Source organism: Paraburkholderia sp. EG304, from assembly GCF_046543485.1.
GTDB classification, from domain to species: Bacteria; Pseudomonadota; Gammaproteobacteria; order Burkholderiales; family Burkholderiaceae; genus Paraburkholderia; species Paraburkholderia youngii.
The window spans coordinates 83,877-106,695 of sequence record NZ_JBKGUA010000011.1 but is presented as its reverse complement, the minus strand read 5'-3'; the positions used below and the strand labels follow the sequence as shown (position 1 = coordinate 106,695).

Annotated in this window: 19 protein-coding genes; 11 read left to right on the top strand and 8 right to left on the bottom strand. The window is 67.6% G+C overall.

All coding sequences use genetic code 11. The annotated features are described in order from the left end of the window. Positions 1-172: 172 nt before the first annotated feature. Together ACLFKU_RS15770 and apbC are read right to left on the bottom strand one after the other, a co-directional pair. Positions 173-709, bottom strand: a complete 537-nt coding sequence (locus tag ACLFKU_RS15770) for a superoxide dismutase family protein (protein ID WP_018431686.1) — start codon at positions 707-709, stop codon at positions 173-175. 130 nt (positions 710-839) lie between these two features. Then, positions 840-1,928, bottom strand: coding sequence for an iron-sulfur cluster carrier protein ApbC (gene apbC, locus ACLFKU_RS15765; RefSeq protein WP_410849685.1), 1,089 nt, complete (start codon positions 1,926-1,928; stop codon positions 840-842). Between the two features lie 338 nt (positions 1,929-2,266). Between apbC and ACLFKU_RS15760 the strand changes: the two genes are divergently transcribed. Beyond that, the gene (locus ACLFKU_RS15760; protein WP_410849684.1) at positions 2,267-2,920 is read left to right on the top strand and encodes an OmpA family protein; all 654 of its coding nucleotides are present in this window, start codon (positions 2,267-2,269) and stop codon (positions 2,918-2,920) included. Positions 2,921-3,320: 400 nt separating this feature from the next. After that, positions 3,321-5,456 carry a methionine--tRNA ligase gene (gene metG / locus ACLFKU_RS15755; protein ID WP_410849683.1) on the top strand — a complete coding sequence of 712 codons (2,136 nt, stop codon included), beginning with the start codon at positions 3,321-3,323 and terminating at the stop codon, positions 5,454-5,456. A gap of 97 nt (positions 5,457-5,553) precedes the next feature. Here metG and ACLFKU_RS15750 read toward each other — a convergent pair whose 3' ends face one another. Beyond that, the gene (locus ACLFKU_RS15750) at positions 5,554-9,894 is read right to left on the bottom strand and encodes a translocation/assembly module TamB domain-containing protein (RefSeq protein WP_410849682.1); all 4,341 of its coding nucleotides are present in this window, start codon (positions 9,892-9,894) and stop codon (positions 5,554-5,556) included. 44 nt (positions 9,895-9,938) lie between these two features. After that, positions 9,939-11,786 carry an autotransporter assembly complex protein TamA gene (locus tag ACLFKU_RS15745; protein WP_368586682.1) on the bottom strand — a complete coding sequence of 616 codons (1,848 nt, stop codon included), beginning with the start codon at positions 11,784-11,786 and terminating at the stop codon, positions 9,939-9,941. Positions 11,787-12,053: 267 nt separating this feature from the next. On the opposite strand from ACLFKU_RS15745, the gene ACLFKU_RS15740 reads away from it, so the two are divergent. The 4 genes from ACLFKU_RS15740 (at position 12,054) to panD (ending at position 14,723) form a co-directional block, all read left to right on the top strand. Then, positions 12,054-12,239, top strand: a complete 186-nt coding sequence (locus ACLFKU_RS15740) for a DUF3460 family protein (protein WP_013088716.1) — start codon at positions 12,054-12,056, stop codon at positions 12,237-12,239. Between the two features lie 20 nt (positions 12,240-12,259). Further along, a complete protein-coding gene (locus tag ACLFKU_RS15735; RefSeq protein ID WP_368586681.1) occupies positions 12,260-13,183 on the top strand; it encodes a segregation and condensation protein A in 924 nt (307 codons plus the stop codon). 259 nt (positions 13,184-13,442) lie between these two features. Then, the gene (gene panC, locus ACLFKU_RS15730; RefSeq protein WP_013088714.1) at positions 13,443-14,276 is read left to right on the top strand and encodes a pantoate--beta-alanine ligase; all 834 of its coding nucleotides are present in this window, start codon (positions 13,443-13,445) and stop codon (positions 14,274-14,276) included. Positions 14,277-14,336: 60 nt separating this feature from the next. Beyond that, complete coding sequence (gene panD / locus ACLFKU_RS15725; protein WP_018431692.1) at positions 14,337-14,723, top strand: aspartate 1-decarboxylase; 387 nt, start codon at positions 14,337-14,339, stop codon at positions 14,721-14,723. 43 nt (positions 14,724-14,766) lie between these two features. Here panD and ACLFKU_RS15720 read toward each other — a convergent pair whose 3' ends face one another. Then, complete coding sequence (locus ACLFKU_RS15720) at positions 14,767-15,405, bottom strand: ParA family protein (RefSeq protein ID WP_368586680.1); 639 nt, start codon at positions 15,403-15,405, stop codon at positions 14,767-14,769. A gap of 245 nt (positions 15,406-15,650) precedes the next feature. Here ACLFKU_RS15720 and ACLFKU_RS15715 point away from each other — a divergent pair, with 245 nt between their 5' ends. Further along, positions 15,651-16,070, top strand: a complete 420-nt coding sequence (locus tag ACLFKU_RS15715) for a PaaI family thioesterase (protein WP_410849681.1) — start codon at positions 15,651-15,653, stop codon at positions 16,068-16,070. Positions 16,071-16,126: 56 nt separating this feature from the next. Here the strand turns inward: ACLFKU_RS15715 and ACLFKU_RS15710 are convergent, their stop codons facing one another. After that, positions 16,127-17,653: a cobyric acid synthase gene (locus ACLFKU_RS15710; protein ID WP_410849680.1), complete on the bottom strand. Its 1,527-nt coding sequence runs from the start codon at positions 17,651-17,653 to the stop codon at positions 16,127-16,129. A 90-nt stretch (positions 17,654-17,743) separates the two neighbouring features. Between ACLFKU_RS15710 and cobU the strand changes: the two genes are divergently transcribed. From cobU to ACLFKU_RS15690, 4 genes are read left to right on the top strand one after another with little or no spacing between them, the layout of a single operon-like run. Next, positions 17,744-18,298: a bifunctional adenosylcobinamide kinase/adenosylcobinamide-phosphate guanylyltransferase gene (gene cobU / locus ACLFKU_RS15705; protein ID WP_368586677.1), complete on the top strand. Its 555-nt coding sequence runs from the start codon at positions 17,744-17,746 to the stop codon at positions 18,296-18,298. Beyond that, on the top strand, positions 18,298-19,239 hold the full coding sequence (gene cbiB / locus ACLFKU_RS15700) for an adenosylcobinamide-phosphate synthase CbiB (protein ID WP_410849743.1): 942 nt from the start codon (positions 18,298-18,300) through the stop codon (positions 19,237-19,239). The genes cobU and cbiB overlap by 1 nt, the downstream gene beginning before the upstream one ends. A gap of 33 nt (positions 19,240-19,272) precedes the next feature. Next, entirely contained in the window at positions 19,273-20,361 is a 1,089-nt protein-coding gene (gene cobD / locus ACLFKU_RS15695) for a threonine-phosphate decarboxylase CobD (RefSeq protein WP_410849679.1), read from the top strand. Between the two features lie 54 nt (positions 20,362-20,415). Continuing rightward, positions 20,416-21,366 (top strand): cobalamin-binding protein, encoded by a 951-nt coding sequence (locus tag ACLFKU_RS15690; protein ID WP_410849678.1) that lies wholly within the window; start codon positions 20,416-20,418, stop codon positions 21,364-21,366. Positions 21,367-21,419: 53 nt separating this feature from the next. Here ACLFKU_RS15690 and cobC read toward each other — a convergent pair whose 3' ends face one another. Then, positions 21,420-22,010, bottom strand: coding sequence for an alpha-ribazole phosphatase (gene cobC / locus ACLFKU_RS15685; RefSeq protein ID WP_176121149.1), 591 nt, complete (start codon positions 22,008-22,010; stop codon positions 21,420-21,422). Further along, on the bottom strand, positions 21,995-22,771 hold the full coding sequence (locus ACLFKU_RS15680) for an adenosylcobinamide-GDP ribazoletransferase (RefSeq protein ID WP_410849677.1): 777 nt from the start codon (positions 22,769-22,771) through the stop codon (positions 21,995-21,997). The genes cobC and ACLFKU_RS15680 overlap by 16 nt, the downstream gene beginning before the upstream one ends. Between the last annotated feature and the right edge of the window lie 48 nt (positions 22,772-22,819).

The window sequence follows — 22,819 nt, the reverse complement described above, 5'->3', positions numbered from 1 at the left end:
GCTGCTCGACGTGAATGTCAGGTGTGACGAAAAGATAGATGAAAACTGCCGGCGGCGCTGCGGCGCTCAGCCGGCGAAGGCCGCTTATTTTACGCGATCACGGAATCGCTGCCGCCGATGGCGTCATGTATGCCACCGAGCGGTGGCCTGGCGGCGAAAGCGCGCCCGCCGTTCACTGCTGGCGAATCACGCCGCAGGCGATGGCCGTGCCGGCGCCGTGCTGAGGGTACGCGTAGGGATCGGTCGCGTCGCGGTGCAGCAAAACTGCGCGCTGCAGCACCGAGCGGATGCCGTCGAGCGCGACGTCCGGCGCGACGATGAAGCCGGTGGCCACGCCGTTCGCGTCCGCATGGATGTTGCCGAGATCGCCCTCGACGCGCGCGCCGGCCTTGAGCCGTTCGGCCGCCGGCGAAAACACCGGACCGGCGCTTGAGCCGTCGGCGGCGTTGCAGTCGCCGCGCTCGTGCACCTGCAGCGCGTGGTCGCTATTGGGCGGCAAGCCGGTGAGATTGTAGGTGACCTGCACGCCGTCCGAGCGCTCGATAAAGGTCACGAGGCCGTGTGCCTGATTGCCTACGGTGGGCAGTAACTGCGCGTCGGCGCGCTTTTCCTGTGGTCTCAGGAAGACGCCACAGCCGCTCAACAGCACACAGCCGGCAGTCAGGACGATGAACGCATGTACCGCGTGCCCGTCGATTCGTTTTCCCATGCGATCCTCTTGTCGGCCTGGCGGCCGCCCCTGCGGCCGCCGAGCCGAACCCGTGAAGTCGACATGATACCGCGAGAGCTCATGAAAATAGGGATCGAGATCGCCCCTAATCCCTTGCCCGGACGGCCGCTCAGGTGTTCTGCACGACGATGTTCGGAAACTTCGAGCTCATGTCACGCGCGCGTTCGGCGATATGCACCGCGACCTTGCGCGCGATCGAGCGATAGATCTCCGCGATGCGCCCGTTCGGGTCTGCGGCGACCGTCGGATGGCCCGAATCGGCCTGCTCGCGGATCGTGATGTCGAGCGGCAGGCTGCCGAGCACGTCGACGCCATACTCCTTGCTCATGCGCTCGGCGCCGCCGGCGCCGAAGATGTGCTCCTCGTGGCCGCAGTTCGAGCAGATGTGCAGACCCATGTTCTCGACGATGCCGAGGATCGGGATGCCGACCTTCTCGAACATCTTGAGGCCCTTCTTCGCGTCGAGCAGCGCGATGTCCTGCGGCGTCGTGACGATCACGGCGCCCGTGACCGGCACGCGCTGCGCGAGCGTCAGCTGGATGTCGCCGGTGCCGGGCGGCATGTCGACGATCAGGTAGTCGAGTTCGTGCCAGTTGGTCTGGCGCAGCAGCTGTTCGAGCGCCGAGGTCGCCATCGGGCCGCGCCATACCATCGGGTTGTCCGCCTCGATCAGGAAGCCGATCGAGTTGGCCTGCACGCCGTGGCCGGTTATCGGGTTCATCGATTTGTCGTCCGGCGATTCAGGGCGGCCCTCGATACCGAGCATGGTGGGCAGCGACGGACCGTAGATGTCGGCGTCGAGAATGCCGACCGACGCGCCCTCGCTCGCCAGCGCGATCGCGAGATTCACGGCGGTCGTGCTCTTGCCGACGCCGCCCTTGCCCGACGCAACCGCGACGATGTTCTTCACGCCGGGCAGCAGTTTCACGCCGCGCTGCACCGTGTGCGCGGCGATCTGCTGCGAAACCTCGACGTGCACGTTCGCGACGCCGGGCAGCGCGCGCAGCGCGTCGGCGAACTGCTGGCGGATCGCGTCGAACTGGCTTTTCGCCGGATAGCCGAGCGTCACCTGAAGGCTGACCGCGTCGCCCTCCACAACCACGTTGCGGATGCTCTTCGCGGCCGCGTACGGTGCGCCCGTGTTGGGGTCAGTGACGGCCGCGACAGCGGCGTCGACCAAAGCCCGATCGATACTCATTGATACTCCGTGGGGAAGAGGTGCGGCGTGAGGATGGACGAATCGCCCACGCGGCGCGGAATTGCAAGAAATTGTTATGCGGCATTGCGAAAATCTAACGTGCCGGGCACCCTTCGGGGCACGCGGGACGCCGTAGGGTCGCATCGCTGCGTGTTCAGGCATTATTGTAGTGTCTGACGGCAGACGGTGCCCGAAGACCCTGCTTCGCTGTCGGACCGCGCGAAGCAAGGCGCAGGAATCGTTCCTGAACTTTCTGGGTGGTCGCTGCGTTGCCGTAATGTTCGGTGCATAGACTGACCGCTACCCGCTGGTTTATTCGCACACGAAAGGAAACCAAGATGAATGCAAGAATCATGACTCGCGTGGCCGTACTCGCCGTGGCAGGCTCATTGGTGGCAGGCTGCGCGACCCAACAGGGCACCAACACCGCAGTCGGCACCGGCGTGGGCGCCGGTGCCGGCGCCGCGCTCGGCGCGATCTTCGGCGGCGGCAAGGGCGCGGCGATCGGCGCGGCGACCGGCGCCGCGGTGGGCGGCATCACCGGCTACAACTGGGACAACATCCGCAACCGCATGTCGGGCGCGACCAAGGGCACCGGCACGCAGATCACCGAGCAGCCGGACGGCTCGCTCAAGCTGAACATCCCGAGTTCGGTCACGTTCGACACCAGCAGCTACGCGATCAAGCCGACGTTCGCGCCGGTGCTCGACCAGCTCGCCCAGACGCTGGAGCAGAATCCGGAAGTCGTCGCATCGGTCGTCGGCCATACGGACAACACCGGCTCGCTGCAATACAACCAGACGCTGTCGGTCAACCGCGCGCAGAGCGTGACCGGCTATCTGACGCAACGCGGTATCGCGCCGCAGCGCCTGTCGGCGACCGGCATGGGCCCGAACCAGCCGATCGCCGACAACAACACCGAAGCCGGCCGTGCGGCGAACCGTCGCGTCGAGATCTACCTGCGCGCCACCGCCCAGCACGCGACGCAATAAGCGCAAGTCAACAGGAGAAGGCGCCGCCGGGCGGGCCGGGCGTTGCGGCCAAACGAGCCCGGCTGGCGTCCGGAATGAGCCGCCGGACCGGTTTGTCGGTAAATCGAAAAAAATTTCGAACTCTACGGAAAATCCGCGGTCTGTCTTTACGGTACGTGACTGGCGAAGCCGTCACGTCACCATTCTCCTCTTGTCGTTGTTGCTCCGGGGTTTATCGACCCCGGTTTTTTTTTGCCCGCGCGGTTTTACATCTCGCTCGCGAGGCGTCGCCCCCGGTTGTCCCTCACCGCAGCGCCCATCCCCTTCTGCTCCGCTCGTCCAGCCCGCCGCGCCTGGCCCGCGTGCGGCGTGCGCCCTGCTAAAATCATCGTTTCGTCCCACCGCAGGCACCCCGATCCTTATGTCAGCACCCGCCACCGACCTCCCCGCAGGCGCGCCGTCCGGCCGCCGTCAGATTCTCGTCACGTCGGCCCTTCCGTATGCGAACGGGCAGATTCATATCGGCCATCTGGTCGAATATATCCAGACGGACATCTGGGTCCGGGCGCTGCGAATGCACGGTCATGAGGTCTACTACGTCGGCGCCGACGACACGCACGGCACGCCGGTCATGCTGCGCGCGGAAAAAGAAGGACTGACGCCGAAACAGCTGATCGATCGCGTGTGGCTGGAACACAAGCGCGACTTCGACAGCTTCGGCATTTCGTTCGACAACTACTACTCGACCGATTCCGACGAAAACCGCGTGCTCAGCGAAAGCGTCTACCTCGCGCTGAAAGAAGCGGGGCTGATCGACGCGCGCGAGATCGAACAGGCATACGACCCGGTCAAGGAAATGTTCCTGCCGGACCGCTTCATCAAGGGCGAGTGCCCGAAATGCGGTGCCAAAGACCAATACGGCGACAGCTGCGAAGTCTGCGGCTCGACCTATCAACCCACCGAGCTCGTCAATCCGTACTCGGTCGTCTCCGGCGCGACGCCGATTCGCAAGACCTCGACGCACTACTTCTTCCGCCTGTCCGATCCGCGTTGCGAGAACTTCCTGCGCGCGTGGGTCGGCGGCCTTGCGCAACCGGAAGCGACCAACAAGATGCGCGAGTGGCTCGGCGACGCCGGCGAAGCCAAGCTCGCCGACTGGGACATCTCGCGCGACGCGCCGTACTTCGGCTTCGAGATTCCGGGCGCACCCGGCAAATACTTCTACGTGTGGCTGGACGCGCCGGTCGGTTACTACGCGAGCTTCAAGAACCTCGCCGAAAAGCGCGGCCTCGATTTCGACGCGTGGGTCCGCAAGGGCTCGACCGCCGAGCAGTACCACTTCATCGGCAAGGACATCCTGTATTTCCATACGCTGTTCTGGCCCGCGATGCTCGAATTCTCGGGCCATCGCACGCCGACCAACGTGTTCGCGCACGGCTTTCTGACCGTCGACGGCGCGAAGATGTCGAAGTCGCGCGGCACCTTCATCACCGCGCAAAGCGTGATCGACACCGGCCTGAACCCGGAATGGCTGCGCTACTACTTCGCGGCCAAGCTGAACAGCACGATGGAAGACCTCGACCTGAACCTGGACGACTTCCAGGCGCGCGTGAACAGCGATCTGGTCGGCAAGTACGTGAACATCGCGAGCCGCGCGGCCGGCTTCCTGATCAAGCGCTTCGACGGCCGCGTGCAGGACAGCGCGATGCACCATCCGCTGCTGGGCACGCTGCGCGCGGCGCTGCCCCAGATCGCCGCGCACTACGAGGCTCGCGAGTACAGCCGCGCGCTGCGTCAGACCATGGAGCTCGCCGACGCGGTCAACGCCTACGTCGATACCGCGAAGCCCTGGGATCAGGCGAAAGACCCGGCCAACGCGGTCGCGCTGCACGAGACCTGCAGCGTCAGCATCGAGGCGTTCCGTCTGCTGTCGCTCGCGCTGAAGCCGGTGCTGCCGAAGCTCGCCGAAGCGGTCGAGGCGTTCCTCGGCATCGAGCCACTGGTGTGGGCCGACGCCGCCGCGCCGCTCAGCTCGGCGCGCCCGATCAACGCGTACAAGCATCTGATGACGCGCGTCGATCCGAAGCAGATCGAGGCGCTGCTCGCGGCCAATCGCGAGTCGCTGCAGGCCACGCCGGAAGCGGCGGCGGCCGACGCGAAGGCTAAGGCGAAGGCACACGCCAAGGCCGCCGCCGCCGCGAAGGAAGAAGAGTCCGGCATCATCTCTATCGACGACTTCGCGAAAGTCGATCTGCGCATCGCGAAAATCGTCGACTGCAAGGCGGTGGAAGGCTCGGACAAGCTGCTGCAACTGACGCTCGACGTCGGCGAAGAGAAGACCCGCAACGTGTTCTCGGGCATCAAGTCCGCGTATCAGCCGGAGCAACTGATCGGCAAACTGACCGTGATGGTCGCGAACCTCGCGCCGCGCAAGATGAAGTTCGGCATGTCCGAAGGTATGGTGCTGGCGGCCTCGGCCGCGGACGAGAAGGCCGAACCGGGCCTCTACGTGCTCGAGCCGCATAGCGGCGCGAAGCCCGGCATGCGCGTGAAGTAACGCGCGGCGCGCTCGGGCGCCCCACCCCACCTCGCAGCAAGCAGGTATGACGAAAACGGCACGCTTCCAGGCGTGCCGTTTTTTTATGCTGCCCTCATCACCAGGCGATCCGATCGAAGCGCCGTGTGTACAACACGTCGGCGCCATAGAACGTGCCGCCGTAGACGACCAGCGACCAGTACCGCGTCAGATTGATCGTCGCCTTGATCGCATTGCTGGCCGACTGCAGCCCCTGCTCATAGCCGATCACGAGCCACTCGTTGATCGCCTTCGACACCATCACGACTTGCGGATCGGTCAGACCGACGTCGCTGCGGCCGATCGAAAACTCGTCGAGCCCGACGGTCTGCGCGATCCGCGCGCCCGTCGCACTGCCGAGCAGCGCGAGCGCCGTCGTCATCGTGCTCTGCTGGCCGAGGTTGTTGCCCTGGTCGGTGCCGTGACCGAACAGCAGCCACGACAGCTTTTCGTTGTCCGGCACGCTCGGCTCCGACACGAGCCGCGCGACCGGCGCCTGGAGCGTGCCGGTCACCTGCACGCCGGCCTCGACCTGCTGGTTGCGGCGCATCGCGAGAATGTTGATGCCCGGATTCGTGACCGGCCCGTTGAACGTGAAGAAGCCGTTCTCGATCGCGAGCTTGCGGCCGAATGCGGTGTAGGTCGAACCCGGCGTGACGCGCACATTGCCGACCGCGCGCAGCGGCGTATTCGGCGCGCTCGTCGCAGTGATCGTGCCGGCGAGGCCGAGATCGGCGCCCTTACCGCGGAAGCGGAAGTCGTTACCGAGGCCGATCTCGATGTTCGCGCGCGGCGCGAACGGGCTCGCCGGCGGCTGACCGCCTTCGGTCGGACGCGGCCGGCCGCCCGAGCGCGTGCCGTCCGGGCGGATGATCACGACGTCGTCGCCGAGGCTCGGCGCGGCCTGCTCGGGCAGATCGAACAGCGCGCTATCGACCACGAACTTGCCGTCGATCACAGGACCGCGCTCCACGCCGCCGTTCGAAATGTTCGCGCTGCCCGACAGCGACAGATGGCGGTCCGGCGACGCGAACACATCGAGCTTGTCCGCGACGATGCTCGCGGTCATGTCGGGCTCCGCGCTGTCGAGGCGCACGCGCCCGGTCGCGCGCAGCGTGCCGCTCGCGCCGTGGAACTCGACCTGCTGGAAGTCCACCGTGTTCTGCGACAGCGCGATGCGCACGACGCCGTCCTTCAGTTGCACGCCCTGGCTCACGACCGTGGCGGACAGACCGTCGCCGGTCAGCGAGCCGGTCACGTTCGGCTTCGCGACCGTGCCGCCGAGCGCGAGTTGCAGCGCGAGACGGCCGTCGAGCAGGTAGCTCGGGCCGAGCAGGCCGCCCGTCGTGCGCAGCGACGGCACGTTCGCGTTGACGTTGCCCGACAGCGCGCTCTGCGGATCGACGGTCAACATGCCGTCGCGCAGCACGAGCGGCGTGTGCGCGTCGGCATCGATCACGCCGATGCGGCTCGCCTGCGCATGCACGGTCGCGTTGAGCCGGTTGCCGCCGGTGAATTCGGCGCGCGCGCGGATCGCGCCAATGCCCATCGACGCTAGACCGCGGCCGATTTCGACCGTCACGTCGCCGCTGCGCCGGCGCAGCTCGAGGTGGCCGCTCGCCGTCGCGCCGAGCGAGAAGTCCCAGTCGCCGTCGAACACGAGGTCGGTGCGCACGGCGGGCGGCTCGCCGGTGATCTGGCGACGCAACTCCTGCAAGTGCGCGAGCGACACGTCGGTCAGGCTGCCGGCCGACTGGATGCGGCCATGATCGAATGCGAACGACTTCAGCGCCAGCGCCGAGCCTTCGATCGTCAGACGCGTCGCGCCGAGCGTCAGGTGGCCCGGCCCGGCACTGACCGCGAGCGGCGATTCGAGATTGAGCGCCGGCGTGCCGCGATTCTGCAGACGCGTGACGGTGCCGTCCCAGCGCGAGCCGTCGCGCGTGTCGGTCAGCTTGCCGTTGGCGGCGAGCGTCAGATCGAGCGGACGGTCCTGCAGCTTGCCGGTCGCGGCGGCTTCGAGCGTGTGATTCGCGCGTGTGCCGGACAGCCGGGCAGTCAGCGTGGCGAGGTCGACGCCGCCCGCGCTGACATTGCGCGCGTCGGTCGTAAACGCGAGTGCGCCGTTCGCGCCGTCGCGCAACTCGGCGTGGCCTTGTGCGTGACCGACACGGTTGCTCGCGAACACGACGCTGTCGGCCTTGTAGTTCAGCGTCACGTTCGGATGCGCGAACGAGCCGGTCACGTCGCCGTCGGCGGCGACCGCGCCCGCGAGGCCGAAGCCGAGCCGATCGAGCTGTGGGGCGTCGATGGCGAAGCGCAGCCGGTCGCCGGCCGCGCCGAAGCTGCCTTGCAGATTGACCTGATTGCCCGCTACGGAAAGATTCGCGCGGCTCGGCAGGATTCGCGAGCCGGCCAACTGGATCATGCCGCCGCCCGTCAGCGGCAGGTCGTTGTAAACGCTCGGGCCGAGCGTGAATTCGGCGCGCGTCGTGAAGACCGGCGCGAGCACGCCGGCCGCGCTGAGCGTGGCGGTCACGCGCGCCTCGATCCTGCGCGCGGGCGTGGCCGGGCGTGGGGCCGCGCGCGCGGCTGCGCGATGCGCGGGCGCCGGCGTCCTGCGCTCGAGCACTTCGGTCTGCACCGCGGCCTGCGCGGTGTTCTTCGCGATGGCCGCGGCCTGATCGCCGGGCGCCGCGCTCTTCGCGCCAGCGGTGCTGCCCGCGAGCGCCGCGGCCTGCGCTTGCCGCTCGCTCCGCGCGCCGCGCGCGGCGGGCGCGGCGGAACTCGTGACCGGCGTGCGCGCCGGCATCTGCGAGGTCAGCGACAGCGGATCGAAATCGGTCAGTTGCGCCTTCAGGTTGTAGGTCGAATTCGCATCGTGTTTAAGCGCGCCCGATAGATCGATGCGGCCGCGGCCCGACGTGACGCGCACGTCGTTGAAGCTGATGCGCGCCGGATCGAACGTGATCTTGCCCTGTGCGCGCAGCGCGGCGGCGGGGTCGGCGAGATCGAGCGTGAGGCTCTGGATGTCGTCGTTCAGGCGGATGCCGATCGGGCCGGACAGTTGCGTCGGCCGCACGGTCGCCTGCAGCGCGTTCAGGTCGAGCCGCGCGACGTTCAGATCGAGCTGGCCGTGCCGGCCGCTCAGCGTGCCGCCGCCGGTGAGCGTCGCGTTGCGCACGAGCCGCACGTTCAGGTTCGAGATGCTCTGCGTGCGGGCGTCGAGCCGCACGTCGGCGTTCGCGTCGGTCAGCGGCAGCAGTTTCTGGTCGATTGCGCCGGGTTTCGCGTTGACGATCGAGATGTGGCCCGCGACGGCGAAACCCGCCGCCGGTTCGGCCGGCGCGTGGTGGCCGCCGAAGAGGTGGTGCGGATGGCTGGCGGCCGACGGTTCGGCCGCGCTGGCCATGCTAGCCGCGCTGGCAGCGCCCGCCGCGCCGGACTCCACCGGCTGCAACTCCGCGCGCACCGCCAGATCGGCCAACGGCGCACCGGGCGCGAAAGCCTGCGGATTCACATGATCGAAGCTCAGCGTCGCGCGCTGCAACGGCACCGCGGCAAACGGCGCCGCTTCGACCCGCGCGTGTCCGGCGAGCTTCATGCCACTCGCATCGAGCTCGGCGACCAGTTGCTCGAGCGTGCCGCTCAGGTGACCGGCCACCTGCACCGCTTCATCGTTGACCTTGCCCGCATAACCGACTTCGCCGGTGAGCGGAAACGGCTGCACGCCATCGAGTTTCGCCGCTGCCGTCAGTGCGCCGAACGGCGTCTCGAGCCGATCGATCGCGGCCTCGTGATGACGCCCGTCGCTGCGTCCATGAAACGCGAAGCTAGAGAGCTCCGTCGTCGACGCGCCCTGGTGCAGCAGCAGCCGCTCGACCCGCACGTCGCGGATCTCCAGCTGCATCGGCAATTGCAGATCCTGCGGCAGTTTCATCGGCTCGTTGCTGCTCGGCGACGATGGGCCCATGCGCGCCTCGATCGTGCCGACGTGCAGGTAATCGATCGTGAACCGCCACGGCTCGCGCGCGAGCGCCCAGCTGCCCGCGACGCGGTCGATCTGGATGTCGGTGCCGTTGCCGTCGAGGCTGCGCCAGCGCACGTCGCGCAGTTGCACGCCGTGCGCGAGCGTGCCGCCGTCGAGCGTGCCGGCGAGCCGGCCGCCCAGCAGCTTCACGGCCGCGTGCCACGCGTACGCGGTGCCGCGCTCGGTCGTCAGCGCGCCGTACAGCAGGCCGACCGCGAGTACGGCCAGCAGCGCCAGCATGATCACCGTGCCCGCGATCGCCTTCAGCAGCAGCCGGCCCCAGCGCCGTTTCGGCGGCGGCGTGTCGGGCGGCTGCTGCCCGTCCGGCGGTCCTGGCGGCGTGGCGCCGGGCGGCTGCGCGGGGGGCGGGTCGGTGACGTCGGTGGTCATGCGTGAATACGGTGGCAAATAAGGTGGCGGGTTGTCGTCAAACGTCAGAACGCGATGCCGAGCGTGATGTACGGCCGCACCCTGTTGTCGCGAATCCCGTAGGCGACATCGAGATTGACCGGGCCGACCGGGCTGCGCCAGCGCGCGCCGACGCCGGCGCCAGGATAGAAGATTTTCTCGCCCCAGGTGTCGGTCGCGGTGCCGATGTCGAAGAACACGGCCGCGCCCCAGTTGTGCGAGAACCAGTGCTGGTATTCGGCCGCGCTCGTCACCAGGTATTTGGTCGGCAGGACCGAGCCGGCGACGTTGTTGCCGATGCTCTGGAAGCCGTAGCCGCGCACCGAGTTCGAACCGCCCGCGCGGAACAGCAGCGACGCCGGAACGCCGCTCGAGCTGCCGCTGGTGAATACGCCGCCGAGCTCGGCGCGGATCAGCACGATGTCGTTGTCGCCGATCGGGAAGTACTGCTGGCCGCGCGCGTAGCCGCGGATGAACGACTGGTCGGCGAGCACTCCCTTGACCGCGAAGCCCGCCTCGACGTGGATCAGGTTGCCACGGCGCGGGAACAGCGGGTCATCGGTGTCGCGCCGGGTCCAAGACCACCCCGGCACCAGCGCGTGCGCGCGGGTCGGCGGCGCGGCGTTCTGGTTCAGCTGATCGTTGTAGAACAGCAGCGAATAGCTGTAATCGAGGAACTGCGACGTGCGCGAGCGCTGCACGCCGCCGCGGATGCTGTAGATGCGCGTGTCGGAGACGTCGGTGGTCGTGTACGACGCGAGCACGCTGTTGGTCCAGCCGCGTTGGCCGGGCGGCATCGATAGCTGGACCTGGCCGTATTGCTGCGTCTGGTCGGCGCGGCCCTCGACGGTGAACGGCCACGCCGCGCCGAACGTGTTCAGATACGTGTAGCCGCCCTGCACGAGCGGACCGTTGTCGGTCGAATAGCCGACCCCGCCGCGGAAGCTGTGATACGGAAACTCCGACACCTTCACGTGCACCGGCGTGTCGAGCGGCTTGCTGGGGTCGTTGTCGAGGTCGATCGCCACGCTCGCAAAGTACGGCGTGTTCTGCAGTTGCCGCTGCAGTTCGGCGACGGTGCGCGTGTCGTAGATGTCGCCCGGCGAGATCGGATTGACGTTATGGACGATGCGTTCCGGATAGCGCTTCGTGCCCTGCACGTCGAGTTGGCCCATCGTGAAGGTCGGCCCGCTGTCGTAGATCACCGACAGCTTCGCGGTGTGCGTGCGCGGATCGATCAGCGCCTCCGAGTGGTAGATCTTCGCGGCGAGGTAGCGGCGCGATTGCAGCTCGCGCAGCGACGCGTTCTTCGCGTCGTCCCAGTCGCTTTGCGAGAACGGCTGGCCCTCGTGCAGCGAGAACGCGAAGCGCGTCGCGTTTTCGCGCGACGGGTCTTCGGTCAGCACCGCGCCGCGAAACGACAGATCGACCGACGTGACTTTGGTCTGCGGGCCCGGCTCGACGCGCACGGTGACCTGGCGGATGTTGTCGACGGTGCGCACGTCGGTGCTGACGAGCGGTGAGAAATAGCCCTGCGTCGCGGCGAGATCGCGCGCCTGCTGTGGCGTCGCGGTGATCAGGAACGAGAACTGGTCGTCGCTGACGTCGGGGCGCTTCGCGAAACGCGAGATATCGAGGTGCTGTTGGAGCAGCCGGCGCAGCGCGCGCGGCTCGGCGACCACCTCGACTTTATAGCTGGGCGCCTTGCTCGCCGCGTAGGCCTCGCCTCCGGCGAGCAGCAACATCAGGAGGCCGAAGGCGAACGACACGCGCAGCCAGCACCGCGCGAGCGCCTCGCGCTCGCGCGCGGGCCCTCGCGTCTGGCCGGTCTCGCCGCGCCACACACGCGGCTTGTCGATCGTACCTCCCGCCAAACAGGACCTCCGGCCTCAATGAGTGAATTCTTGCGCCCCGGCCGCGCCGCGCGATCGAGGCATGCTATTTGACCACAATGCGACCCCAATCGGCCCGTATCGTGCTCCAGGCGGCACCCCGCGCTTCATCTCAAAAATAGACGGCTTGCGGCGATTTTCGACCGCGCGCGGCGCATGCGGTAAAATCGCGGATGACGGCGCCCTCCTAGCGGCACCGCGCAGCGGCCAGCGGAGAGCCGCCACCTTACCCACCACGGACGTCGAGCCATGTATCAATCGGACATCACCCAGTTCCTGAACCAGCTCAAGCAACAGAAGCCCAATCTCGAGGCCGAGCAACGCAAAGGCCGCGCACTGCTGTGGGACAAACAGCCGATCGATCTGGAAGAGCGCGCCGAGCAGAAAGCTTCGCGCGTGCAGCAGACGCCTTACTCGTACTACCAGAACTTCTAAGCGCCCCAGTCACGCCGACGATGAGTCACGCTGACGAGGTGCATGGTCCGCTTCACGGCCCAGTTCACGAACCGGTCCACGGCCCGGTTCATGGCCCAGCGCCGGCACCGTCCGCCACCGCGCTTTCCACGCCCGCGACCGATTCGACGCCCGATACGGTCGACGGCGTCGCTTTCGCGCGTCTGTACGGCGAGCCGCTGTTCAAGCTGCCGAACGACCTGTACATCCCGCCGGACGCGCTCGAAGTGTTCCTCGAAACCTTCGAGGGGCCGCTCGACCTGCTGCTGTACCTGATCCGCAAGCAGAACTTCAACGTGCTCGACATCCCGATGGCGGACGTCACCGAGCAATATCTCGGCTACGTCGAGCAACTGCGCAAGACCAATCTCGAACTCGCGTCCGAGTATCTGCTGATGGCCGCGATGCTGATCGAGATCAAGTCGCGCATGCTGCTGCCGGTCAAGAAGGCCGACACCGGCGAAGAGGCCGAAGACCCACGCGCCGAACTGGTGCGCCGCCTGCTCGAATACGAGCAGATCAAGCTCGCCGCGCAACGCATCGACCAATTGCCGCAGCTCGGGCGCGACTTTCTGCGCGCCGAGGTCTACATCGAGCAGAGCGTCACGCCGCGGTTCCCGGACGTGAACAGCGACGACCTGCGCGCCGCGTGGGCCGACGTGATCAAGCGCGCGAAGCTGGTCCAGCATCACAAGATTTCGCGCGAGGAACTGTCGGTGCGCGAGCACATGAGCCTGATACTGCGGCAGTTGCAGAACGCGCGCTTCATCGAGTTTTCCGATCTGTTCGACACGAGCCGCGGCGTGCCGGTGGTCGTGGTGAACTTCATCGCCGTGCTCGAACTGTGCCGCGAATCGCTCGTCGAAATCACCCAGGCGGAGCCGTTCGCGCCGATTTACGTGCGACTGGCGTATCTGCCGGCCTGATTGCGAAATAGCGGCCGGACCGCGGGAAAATCGTTAGGAACCGTCGCAGCGAAGCCTGGCGGGCCTCCGCGGGAACCGCGCGGCAAGCTCGCGGCGCGCCGCTCCGAGGAGCCGCCGCGATTCGGTGCGCCCGCTGCCCAAATCCACTACAATCCGCGCTCCGAACCCGTCATTTGCCGGCGAGGCGATGACCCGCGCGATTCCGCCAGGTGTCGCGCCAACCGGATCGCGCGCCGCGCGAGCCTTTCCCTGTCCGATCATGAAAGTCATCAGCTCGATCCATGAATTGCGCGACCAGTTGCGCGGCCAGAATCGCACGGCCTTTGTGCCGACGATGGGCAACCTGCACGAGGGCCATCTGTCGCTGATGCGCCTCGCGCGCCAGCATGGCGACCCGGTCGTGGCGAGCATTTTCGTCAATCGCCTGCAGTTCGGCCCGAACGAGGATTTCGACAAATATCCGCGCACGCTCGAAGCCGACATCGAGAAGCTGCAGAAGGAAGGCGTCTACGTGTTGTTCGCGCCGACCGAAAAGGACATGTATCCGGAGCCGCAGGAGTATCGCGTCCATCCGCCGCACGATCTCGGCGACATCCTCGAGGGTGAATTCCGCCCCGGCTTCTTCCACGGCGTCTGCACCGTGGTGATGAAGCTGATGTCGTGCGTGCAGCCGCGCGTCGCGGTGTTCGGCAAGAAGGATTATCAGCAGCTGATGATCGTGCGCCAGATGTGCCACCAATTCGCGCTGCCGACCGACATCGTCGCCGCCGAAACCGTGCGCGACACCGACGGCCTCGCGCTCAGCTCGCGCAACCGCTACCTTTCGGCCGCCGAGCGCGCCGAGGCGCCGATGCTGGCCGCCGAACTCAATCGCGTGCGCGACGCAGTGCTCGCGGGCGAGCGCGACTTCGCGAAGCTCGAGGAGTCGGCCAAAGCGACGCTCGCGGCGCGCGGCTGGAATCCCGATTACATCGCGATCCGCAAGCGCTCGAACCTGATCGCGCCCGGCGCGCAGGACGCCAACGCACCGCTCGTCGTGCTGGCCGCCGCCAAGCTCGGCGCGACCCGGCTCATCGACAACCTCGAAATCTGACGCCGCACCCGCCCGCGCGAACCTGATTACACTGCGCAGTCACACAGGATTGGATTGATCATGCAACGCAATATGCTGAAGTCGAAGATTCACCGCGTCGCGGTCACGCACTGCGAGCTCCACTACGAGGGCTCGTGCGCGATCGACGAAGACCTGCTCGAAGCAGCGAACATCGTCGAAAACGAACGGATCGACATCTGGAACATCAACAACGGCGAGCGCTTCTCGACCTACGCGATCAAGGGTGAGCGCGGCAGCGGGATGATTTCGCTGAACGGCTCGGCCGCGCGTCGCGCGCAGCTCGGCGATCTGGTCATCATCGCGGCGTTCGCGGTGGTCGACGAGGCGGAGCTGAAGGCGGGCTGGAAGCCGGACCTGGTGTTCGTCGATGAAAACAACAAGATCAAGGGCAGCCGCGACCATGTGCCCACCCAGGCCTGGAGCTGAGCGCAGCTCGTGATGCGCGACTGATGGCGGGCAGCCCCCCGCCTCAGCCCTTCTTCCCCGTGCCGTTCGTCCACTCGACGATCGGCTGCCACTGCTCCAGATCCTTCTCCACGCGGCTTTTCGCGACGTCCCACAGCGTCAGGCCGTGCGCCGCGAGCTGCACGTAGTTTTGCGTGTCGCGCAGAAAGCCGAGCACCGGCAGCTTCAATCCCTCGACGAAACGATGCAGCTGCTCGGCCGAGCGCGTGCGTGCATCGACGCGCATGCCGACCACGCCGATCTCGATCGCGCCCTTCCTGACCGCCTTTTCCTTCGCGAGCCGCTCGAGAAATTCCTGGGTCGCGAGAATATCGAACATCGACGGCTGGAGCGGCACGATCACCTTGTCGGCGAGATCGAGCGCGATGTTCATGCGATTGCCATGCAGGCCGGCCGGCGTGTCGACGACCGCGTGCTCGAGGCCTTTCGGCGGCTTGGCCGGCGTGTCGGGATTGACCTCCCAGGTTTCGATGGCCGGCAGCGTGGAGGGCCGCAATTCGAGCCACGCATGCGCGGAGTGCTGCTTGTCGAGGTCGGCCAGCGCGACCCATTCGCCCTCCGCGGCGAAATAGCCGGCCAGATTGGTCGATAGCGTGCTCTTGCCCACGCCGCCCTTCGGATTCGCCACCACGATCACCGACATGAAATCTCCCGGAAAGAAGGCTGGACCGCTGCCAGCCGGTTTGCCGCGCTATTGCTCCGTACCCGCCGATCCGCTGTGACCGGCGCCGGCGGGCTCCATGATCGCTGCCGTTCGAAGTTCGGTCTCAAGGTACGCCCACCGGTTCAGCCGTTGATAATATCGACAAATCCCGCGCGGCCGAAACCCCCGCATCGCGAATCAGCCGCCGCAAACCGCCGTTTTTATCGACAAGGACCTGAAATCTCATGAGCAAACTGCGCCCGGAATACACCGTCGAACGCCTGCAGGAGCGCCAGAAGGGCACGCTGCCGGACCTGCTGGGCCTACGCGTGCTGACCGTGGACCAGGGCACGCTGATCGCCGAACTGACCGTGCGCGACGAGCTGCTCGCGCCGAACGGCTTCCTGCACGCGGCCACCGTGATCGGCCTCGCCGACACCGCCTGCGGCTACGCGTGCATCGCGCATCTGCCCGAAAATTCGCGCAATTTCACGACGGTCGAGCTGAAGAGCAACTTCCTCGGCACCGCCACGCAGGGCACGATCCGCGCGGTCGCGAAGAGTGTGCACCTTGGGCGCAGCACGCAGGTCTGGGACGCGACGGTCACTGGTCCCGATGGTAAGACCATCGCACTGTTTCGTTGCACGCAGATGGTGTTGTACTAAGCGCCCCGCCCGCGCAGCAATGGCTTTCGATCCGATCGAAAGGCCAGCGCAAAGCGTCACCCCAGCGCCGCGAACAGCCCGCGCATATCGACGTGCTCGGCGAGCGTATCGGCCAGCCGCTCCAGCGACGCCTCGCGCAACGCCGGATAGTCCACCGTTTCGGCATCGCTCAACCCCGCCCACGCGAGCAGCGCCGCGCACGCGGCCGGCGTGTCGAACAGGCCATGCACGTAGGTCGTGAGAATCTGGCCGTCGGCGGACAACGCGCCATCGGGACGGCCAAGATCCGCGCCGCCCTCGCGCGGACCAGCACGGTCGAGCCGCAGCGCCGGCGTGTCCAATGCCGGCCCGCGCGTTTCGCCCATGTGAATCTCGTAGCCGGCGACATCCGGTGCGCCGGGCAGCGCGAGGCGCCCAGTCACGTTCTTCAGCGTCTTGTCGCGCGTGAGCACCGTCGCATAGTCGAGCCAGCCGAAGCCTGCGAAGGTGCCGGGTGCGCCCTCGACGCCATGCGGATCGGCGATCTCGCGGCCCAGCATCTGCATGCCGCCGCAAATGCCGATCACGCGGCCGCCATAGCGCAGATGCCGCGCGAGCACGTCGCCCCAGCCCTGCGCGCGCAGAAACGCGAGGTCGTCCGGCACGTTCTTCGAGCCCGGCAGGATGATCAGATCGGCGGCCGGCGGCGGCGTGCCCGCGCGCACATAGTGAAAATCGACCTGCGGATGCGCGCGCAGCGCGTCGAAGTCGGTGTGGTTGCTGATGTGCGGCAGCACCGGCACGACCACGCGCAGCAGACGGCGCGCTTCCCCGCTCGCCGCCGCGCGCAGCTCGGGCGGCAGCATGTCCTCGGCATCGAGTGTCAGGCCGTGCAGGTACGGCACGACCCCGAGCACCGGCTTGCCGGTCTTCGCTTCCAGCCAGTCGAGCCCGGGCTTGAGCAGACCGATGTCGCCGCGAAAGCGGTTGATGATGAAGCCGCGCACGCGCGCCTGCTCGCTGTCGGACAGACACGCGAGCGTGCCGGTCAGGTGCGCGAACACGCCGCCGCGATCGATGTCGGCGACCAGCACGACCGGACAATCGACCGCCTCCGCGAAACCCATGTTCGCGATGTCGCGCTCGCGCAGATTGATCTCGGCCGGACTGCCCGCGCCTTCGACGAAAATCGTGTCGTACGACGCGCGCAGCCGCGCATACGACTCCAGCACCGCCTCGAACGCGACCGGCTTGTAGTCGTGATACGCGCGCGCGTCGAGATTGATGCGCGCCTTGCCGTGGATGATCACCTGCGCGCCGCGATCGCTGGTCGGCTTCAACAGCACCGGGTTCAGATCGGTATGCGCGTCGATGCCCGCGGCAAGCGCCTGCAATGCCTGCGCGCGGCCGATCTCGCCGCCGTCGACGGTCACCGCGCTGTTCAGCGCCATGTTCTGCGGCTTGAACGGCGCGACCCGCGCGCCCGCGCGCCGCGCGAGGCGGCACAGTCCCGCGACCAGCGTGCTCTTGCCCGCATCGGACGTGGTGCCCTGGATCATCAGCGTGCCGCGCGGCACAGGCAGGGTGTCGGGGGAAATGGGCATTCGGGTCACGGCGGTGCAGGTGGAAGGTGGACAGTGGCGTTGTAATGGAATCGAGCGGCATTATCCCATCGCGCCGGGTACAATCATAGGATGACTCCCCGCGACCTCACCTTCGTCCTCGGTGGCGCCCGCTCGGGCAAGAGCGCGCATGCCGAGCGGCTCGCCAGCGACAGCGCCCTCCCCGTCACCTACATCGCCACCGCCCGCGTCACCGACGACGCCGAATTCAACGCGCGCATCGCGCATCATCGCGAGCGGCGGCCCGCGCATTGGGGGCTCGTCGAAGCGGACGACGATCTCGCGGGCGCGCTAGCGCAACACGACGCGCCGGGCCAGTGTCTGCTGATCGACTGCCTGACGCTGTGGCTCGCCAACCTGCTGTGTCCCGCCGACGGCGCCGCACCGCCGCTGTCGCACTACTACGAGCAGGCCACCGCGTTCGAAGCCGCGCTCGCCGGCGCGCGCGGCAAGATCATCATCGTCAGCAACGAGATCGGGCTCGGCGTCGTGCCGCTCGGCGAAGCCACCCGCCTTTACGTCGACGAACTCGGCCGCCTCAATCAGCGCATCGCCGCATTGAGCAGCGTGGCCACGTTGATGGTGGCGGGACTGCCGCTCGCGCTGAAAAGCGCGAGCCACGCGTGATGCCGCCGCTGACGATGCCGCTGGTCGCGACACTCGCGGTCGCGGGCATCGCCGTCGATCGGTGGTTCGGCGAGCCGAGCCGCCGGCATCCGCTGGTCGGCTTCGGCAACTGGGCCACGCGCATCGAGGCGCGCTTCAATCACGACCGGCGTCTGCGGCTCAAGGGGCTGCTCGCATGGGCGCTCGCGGTGCTGCCGCCGGTGTTGACCGCGTGGTGGCTGGTCGCCGTGCTGCCGTTGTTCGCGGCCTGCGCGCTGCATGTCGCGCTGCTGTGGTTCGCGCTCGGCGCGCGCAGCCTGCGCGACCACATCGCGCCGATCTCGAGGGCGCTGGGCCAACACGATCTCGCCGCCGCACGTGAGCTGACCGCGCGGATCGTGTCGCGCGACACCAGTCAGTCCGACGAAGCCGCGCTCGCGCGCGCCGCGGTCGAATCGGCGCTCGAAAACGGCAATGACGCGATCTTCGGCGCGCTGTTCTGGTTCGCGCTCGCGGGCGGGCCTGGCGCGCTCGGCTTTCGCCTCGCCAATACGCTCGACGCGATGTGGGGTTATCGCACGCCGCGCTATCTGCGCTTCGGCTGGGCCGCCGCGCGCATCGACGACGTGCTGAACTGGATTCCCGCACGGCTGACCGCCACCAGCTACGCGCTGCTCGGCGACACACTGACCGCATGGCGCTGCTGGCGCGAACAGGCGCCGCGCTGGGACAGCCCGAACGCAGGACCGGTGATGGCGTCCGGCGCCGGCAGCCTTAACGTGCTGATCGGCGGGCCGGCCGTGTATCACGGCACGCTCGAACATCGGCCGACGCTGGGCTTCGGGCATCGCGCCGAGGCGCGTCATGTGGGCGCCGCGTTGATGCTGGTCGAACGCACGGTGATTCTGTGGCTGGCCGTGCTGATCGTGCTGGCCTTGTTGAGCGTGCCGTTTCATGGCTGAGCGAAACGACACGCGTAGCGATGGGACGAGCGCATGACCGACCGGATACACGCGCGCGAGCCAGCCGCAAGCGACACGATCGCACACGGCGGCAACTTGCACGAAGCGGCGACGCGCTACGGCATTCCGTACGCACATTGGCTCGATCTGTCGACCGGCATCAATCCGCACGGCTACCCGGTGCCGCCGCTGCCCGCCGACGCATGGCGCCGTTTGCCCGACGAAGGCGACGGCTTCGCCGAGCGGGCCGCGCGCTACTACGGCGCGCCCGATGCCGCGCACGTGCTGCCGGTGGCCGGCAGCCAGGCGGGGATTCGCGCGCTGCCCGCGCTGCTGCCGCGCGCCACGGTCGGCATCGCGCCGCTGACCTACGGCGAGTACGCGCCGGCGTTCGCGCGCGCCGGACACGAGGTCGCGCCGCTCGACGCGCCGCTCGACGTGCAGCTCGACACGCTGCCCGCCGCGCTCACGCATGTCGTGATCGTCAATCCCAACAATCCGACGGCTACCCATACCGATGCCGCGAGGCTGCTGCACTGGCACGCGCAGCTGCGCGAACGCGGCGGCACGCTGCTGGTCGACGAAGCTTTCGCCGATACGCTGCCGGCCGCGCGCGTCGCGTCGCTGGCGGCGCATACGGGGCGAGACGGGCTCGTCGTATTACGCTCGCCCGGCAAGTTCTTCGGGCTCGCGGGGGTGCGCGCCGGCTTCGTGCTGGGTGCGCCGGCCTTGCTCGCCGCGTTGCGCGACAGTTTGGGCGCGTGGACGGTCAGCGGTCCCGCACGTCATGCGGTGAGCGCCGCGTTCGCCGATGCCGCATGGCAAACGCGGATGCGTGAGCGGCTGACCACCGAAAGCGCGCGGCTTGCCGGGCTGTTGCATGCGCACGGTTTCGCGACACGCGGGACCCCGCTTTTCGCATGGACCGACGATGCGCGCGCCGCCGCATTGCACGAAGCGCTCGCGCGGCGCGGCGTGTGGACGCGTCTTTTTCCGCCATCTCCGCGGATGCCATCGGCCAGCGTACGCTTCGGCCTGCCGGGCGATGAAACCGAATGGACCCGCTTCGAACAACAGCTGCAACAGGCGGTTGATTCGATCGATACCGCGCGCTCCGGTTAGCGCACCGTCCTTCGCACCGCAGCCGTTCAACGCTTCGTGATCCGCCCTCGCCCGATGACCCGCTTCACTCGCTCCACCCGCCTTGCCGCGCCCGCGCGCCGATCGATCCAGTGGTTCAGCGCCGCGGCGCTCGCTTTATCTGCGCTGAGCGCGCACGCCGCGATCACCGTCACCGACGACAGCGGCGCGACCGTCACGCTCGCCGCGCCCGCGCAACGCGTGATCAGCCTCGCCCCGCACGTGACCGAATTGCTGTACGCCGCGGGCGGCGGGCCGAAGATGGTCGGCGCGGTGTCGTACAGCGACTATCCGCCCGAAGCGAAGCAACTGCCGCGCGTCGGCGACAACAAGGCGCTCGACCTCGAACGCATCGTCGCGCTGAAACCGGATTTGATCGTCGTTTGGCGGCATGGCAATGCGCAGCGCCAGCTCGAGCGCTTGCGCGAGCTGCACGTGCCGCTCTTTTTCAGCGAGCCGCGCCGTCTCGACGATATCGCCGTGTCGCTGACGAAGCTCGGCCGGCTGCTCGGCGCCTCGGCGAGCGCGGACGCGGCGGCGGCCGCCTATCGCGGCGACATCGCCCGTCTGCGCGCGCGGTATGCGAATCGCCCGGTAGTCAGCGTGTTCTATCAGGTATGGGACCGGCCGCTGATGACGCTAAACGGCGAGCACATGATCAGCGACGTGATCACGCTATGCGGCGGCCGCAACGTGTTCGCGGACCTGCAGCCGCTCGTGCCGACCGTATCGACCGAAGCGGTGCTCGCGGCGAATCCGCAGGCGATCGTCACGGCCGCGCCCGGCGCGACGCAGCCCGACACGACGCTGCCGCAACTCGACACATGGCGCGCGTGGCCGCGTCTCGCGGCCGTCGCGAACAACAACCTGTTTGCGATCGACGGCGATCTGATCAATCGCCCCGCGCCGCGCATCGCGCAAGGCGCACGGCAACTGTGCGAGGACCTTGAACTGGCGCGCTCGCGCACAAACAAAACCGCGCCATGACGCGCCGCGGGACGCGCAAAAAATACGCTCAGTTCTCCGGATGAGCACGCGGGTCACGCATTCCATCGCACCAGCGACCACTGCAGCGTCTCGTCGTTACGCCGCAACCAGACGATCCCCGCCATATCGAGCGACCACTGCAGGCAACGTGCGAGCGGCACCTCCAGCACCCACGACGCGATCGCGCGCATCACGCCCGCGTGCGTGACCACGTACGCGGGCGACAGCTCGCGCGTCAGCGCGAACGCATCGAACCACGCTCGCACACGAGCGACGAATTGCGCGACGCTCTCGCCGCCATGCGCGCGCGCATGTTCGAAATTGGCGGCCCAGTCGTCGAGCTGGGCGCGATCGATCGTATCCCAGCGCTGCGCTTCCCATTCGCCGAAATCCATCTCCTTCAGACGCTCGTCGTGGCTGACCACGCAGCCGAAGTCGTTGGCGATCTCGTTCGCGAGCGCGGCGCAGCGCGTGAGCGGACTCGTGATCAGCACGCGCGGCGCCGGCACCTGCAAGCTCGCGAGCTTCACCGCCAACGCGTTGGACGTGACCTCGGCGCTTTCCGCCAACGCGACATCACTATGGCCATAACAAACCCCCGCCTCGAGCGCGACAGCGGGATGTCGAATCAGGACGATATCCATGCAAGCCCCACCAGATAGATGCTCAATTCGAAGATCTGCTGCGCGAAGCCGAGACAGTCGCCGGTATAGCCGCCGATGCGTCTGACGAAATAACGGGCCATCGCGAAGCGCAGCGCCAACAGCACGACACACGTGAGCGCGGCGAAACGCCAGTCGGGCGCGCCGGGGCCGTTCGGCCACAGCAGCCACGGCAGCCCGAACAGCGCGGCGCACAGCAGGGCCGGCCCGCTCAGACGCTGCGCGACCGGCTTGGCTTTGCCCGCGGCGCGCACATAGTCGAGCGTGGCCAGATAACTGATCGCGCACGCGCGGCTCGCGCCATGCGCCGCAACCATCAGACTTGCGGCGGAAAGCGGCGGCAACGCGGCGAGCGTTTGCCACTTGATCGCCAACGCGATCACGAGCGCGATGGCACCGAAAGCACCGATGCGCGAGTCGTGCATGATGCGCAACGCATCGTCGCGCGTATAGGCGCCACCGAACGCATCGACGCAATCGGCCAGACCGTCCTCGTGGAACGCGCCCGTCACGAGCAGCGATGCGGCCATCGACAGCAGCACCGCGACGCCCCCCGGAAACACGCGCAGCGCGGCCAGGTAGACGAGCGCGCTGAAGCCGCCGACCAGCACGCCGACGAGTGGAAAATAGCGCGCCGCCGCGTTCAGATAATGCGGCTCGTAGCCGACCCAGCGCGGCACGGGCACGCGCGTGAAGTAACCGAGCGCCGTGAAGAAATAGCGCAATTCCGCGAGCGGGTTCATGGACGTGTCGAGTGCATGTTCACAGCGATGCGAGCCGGGCTTCGCGTT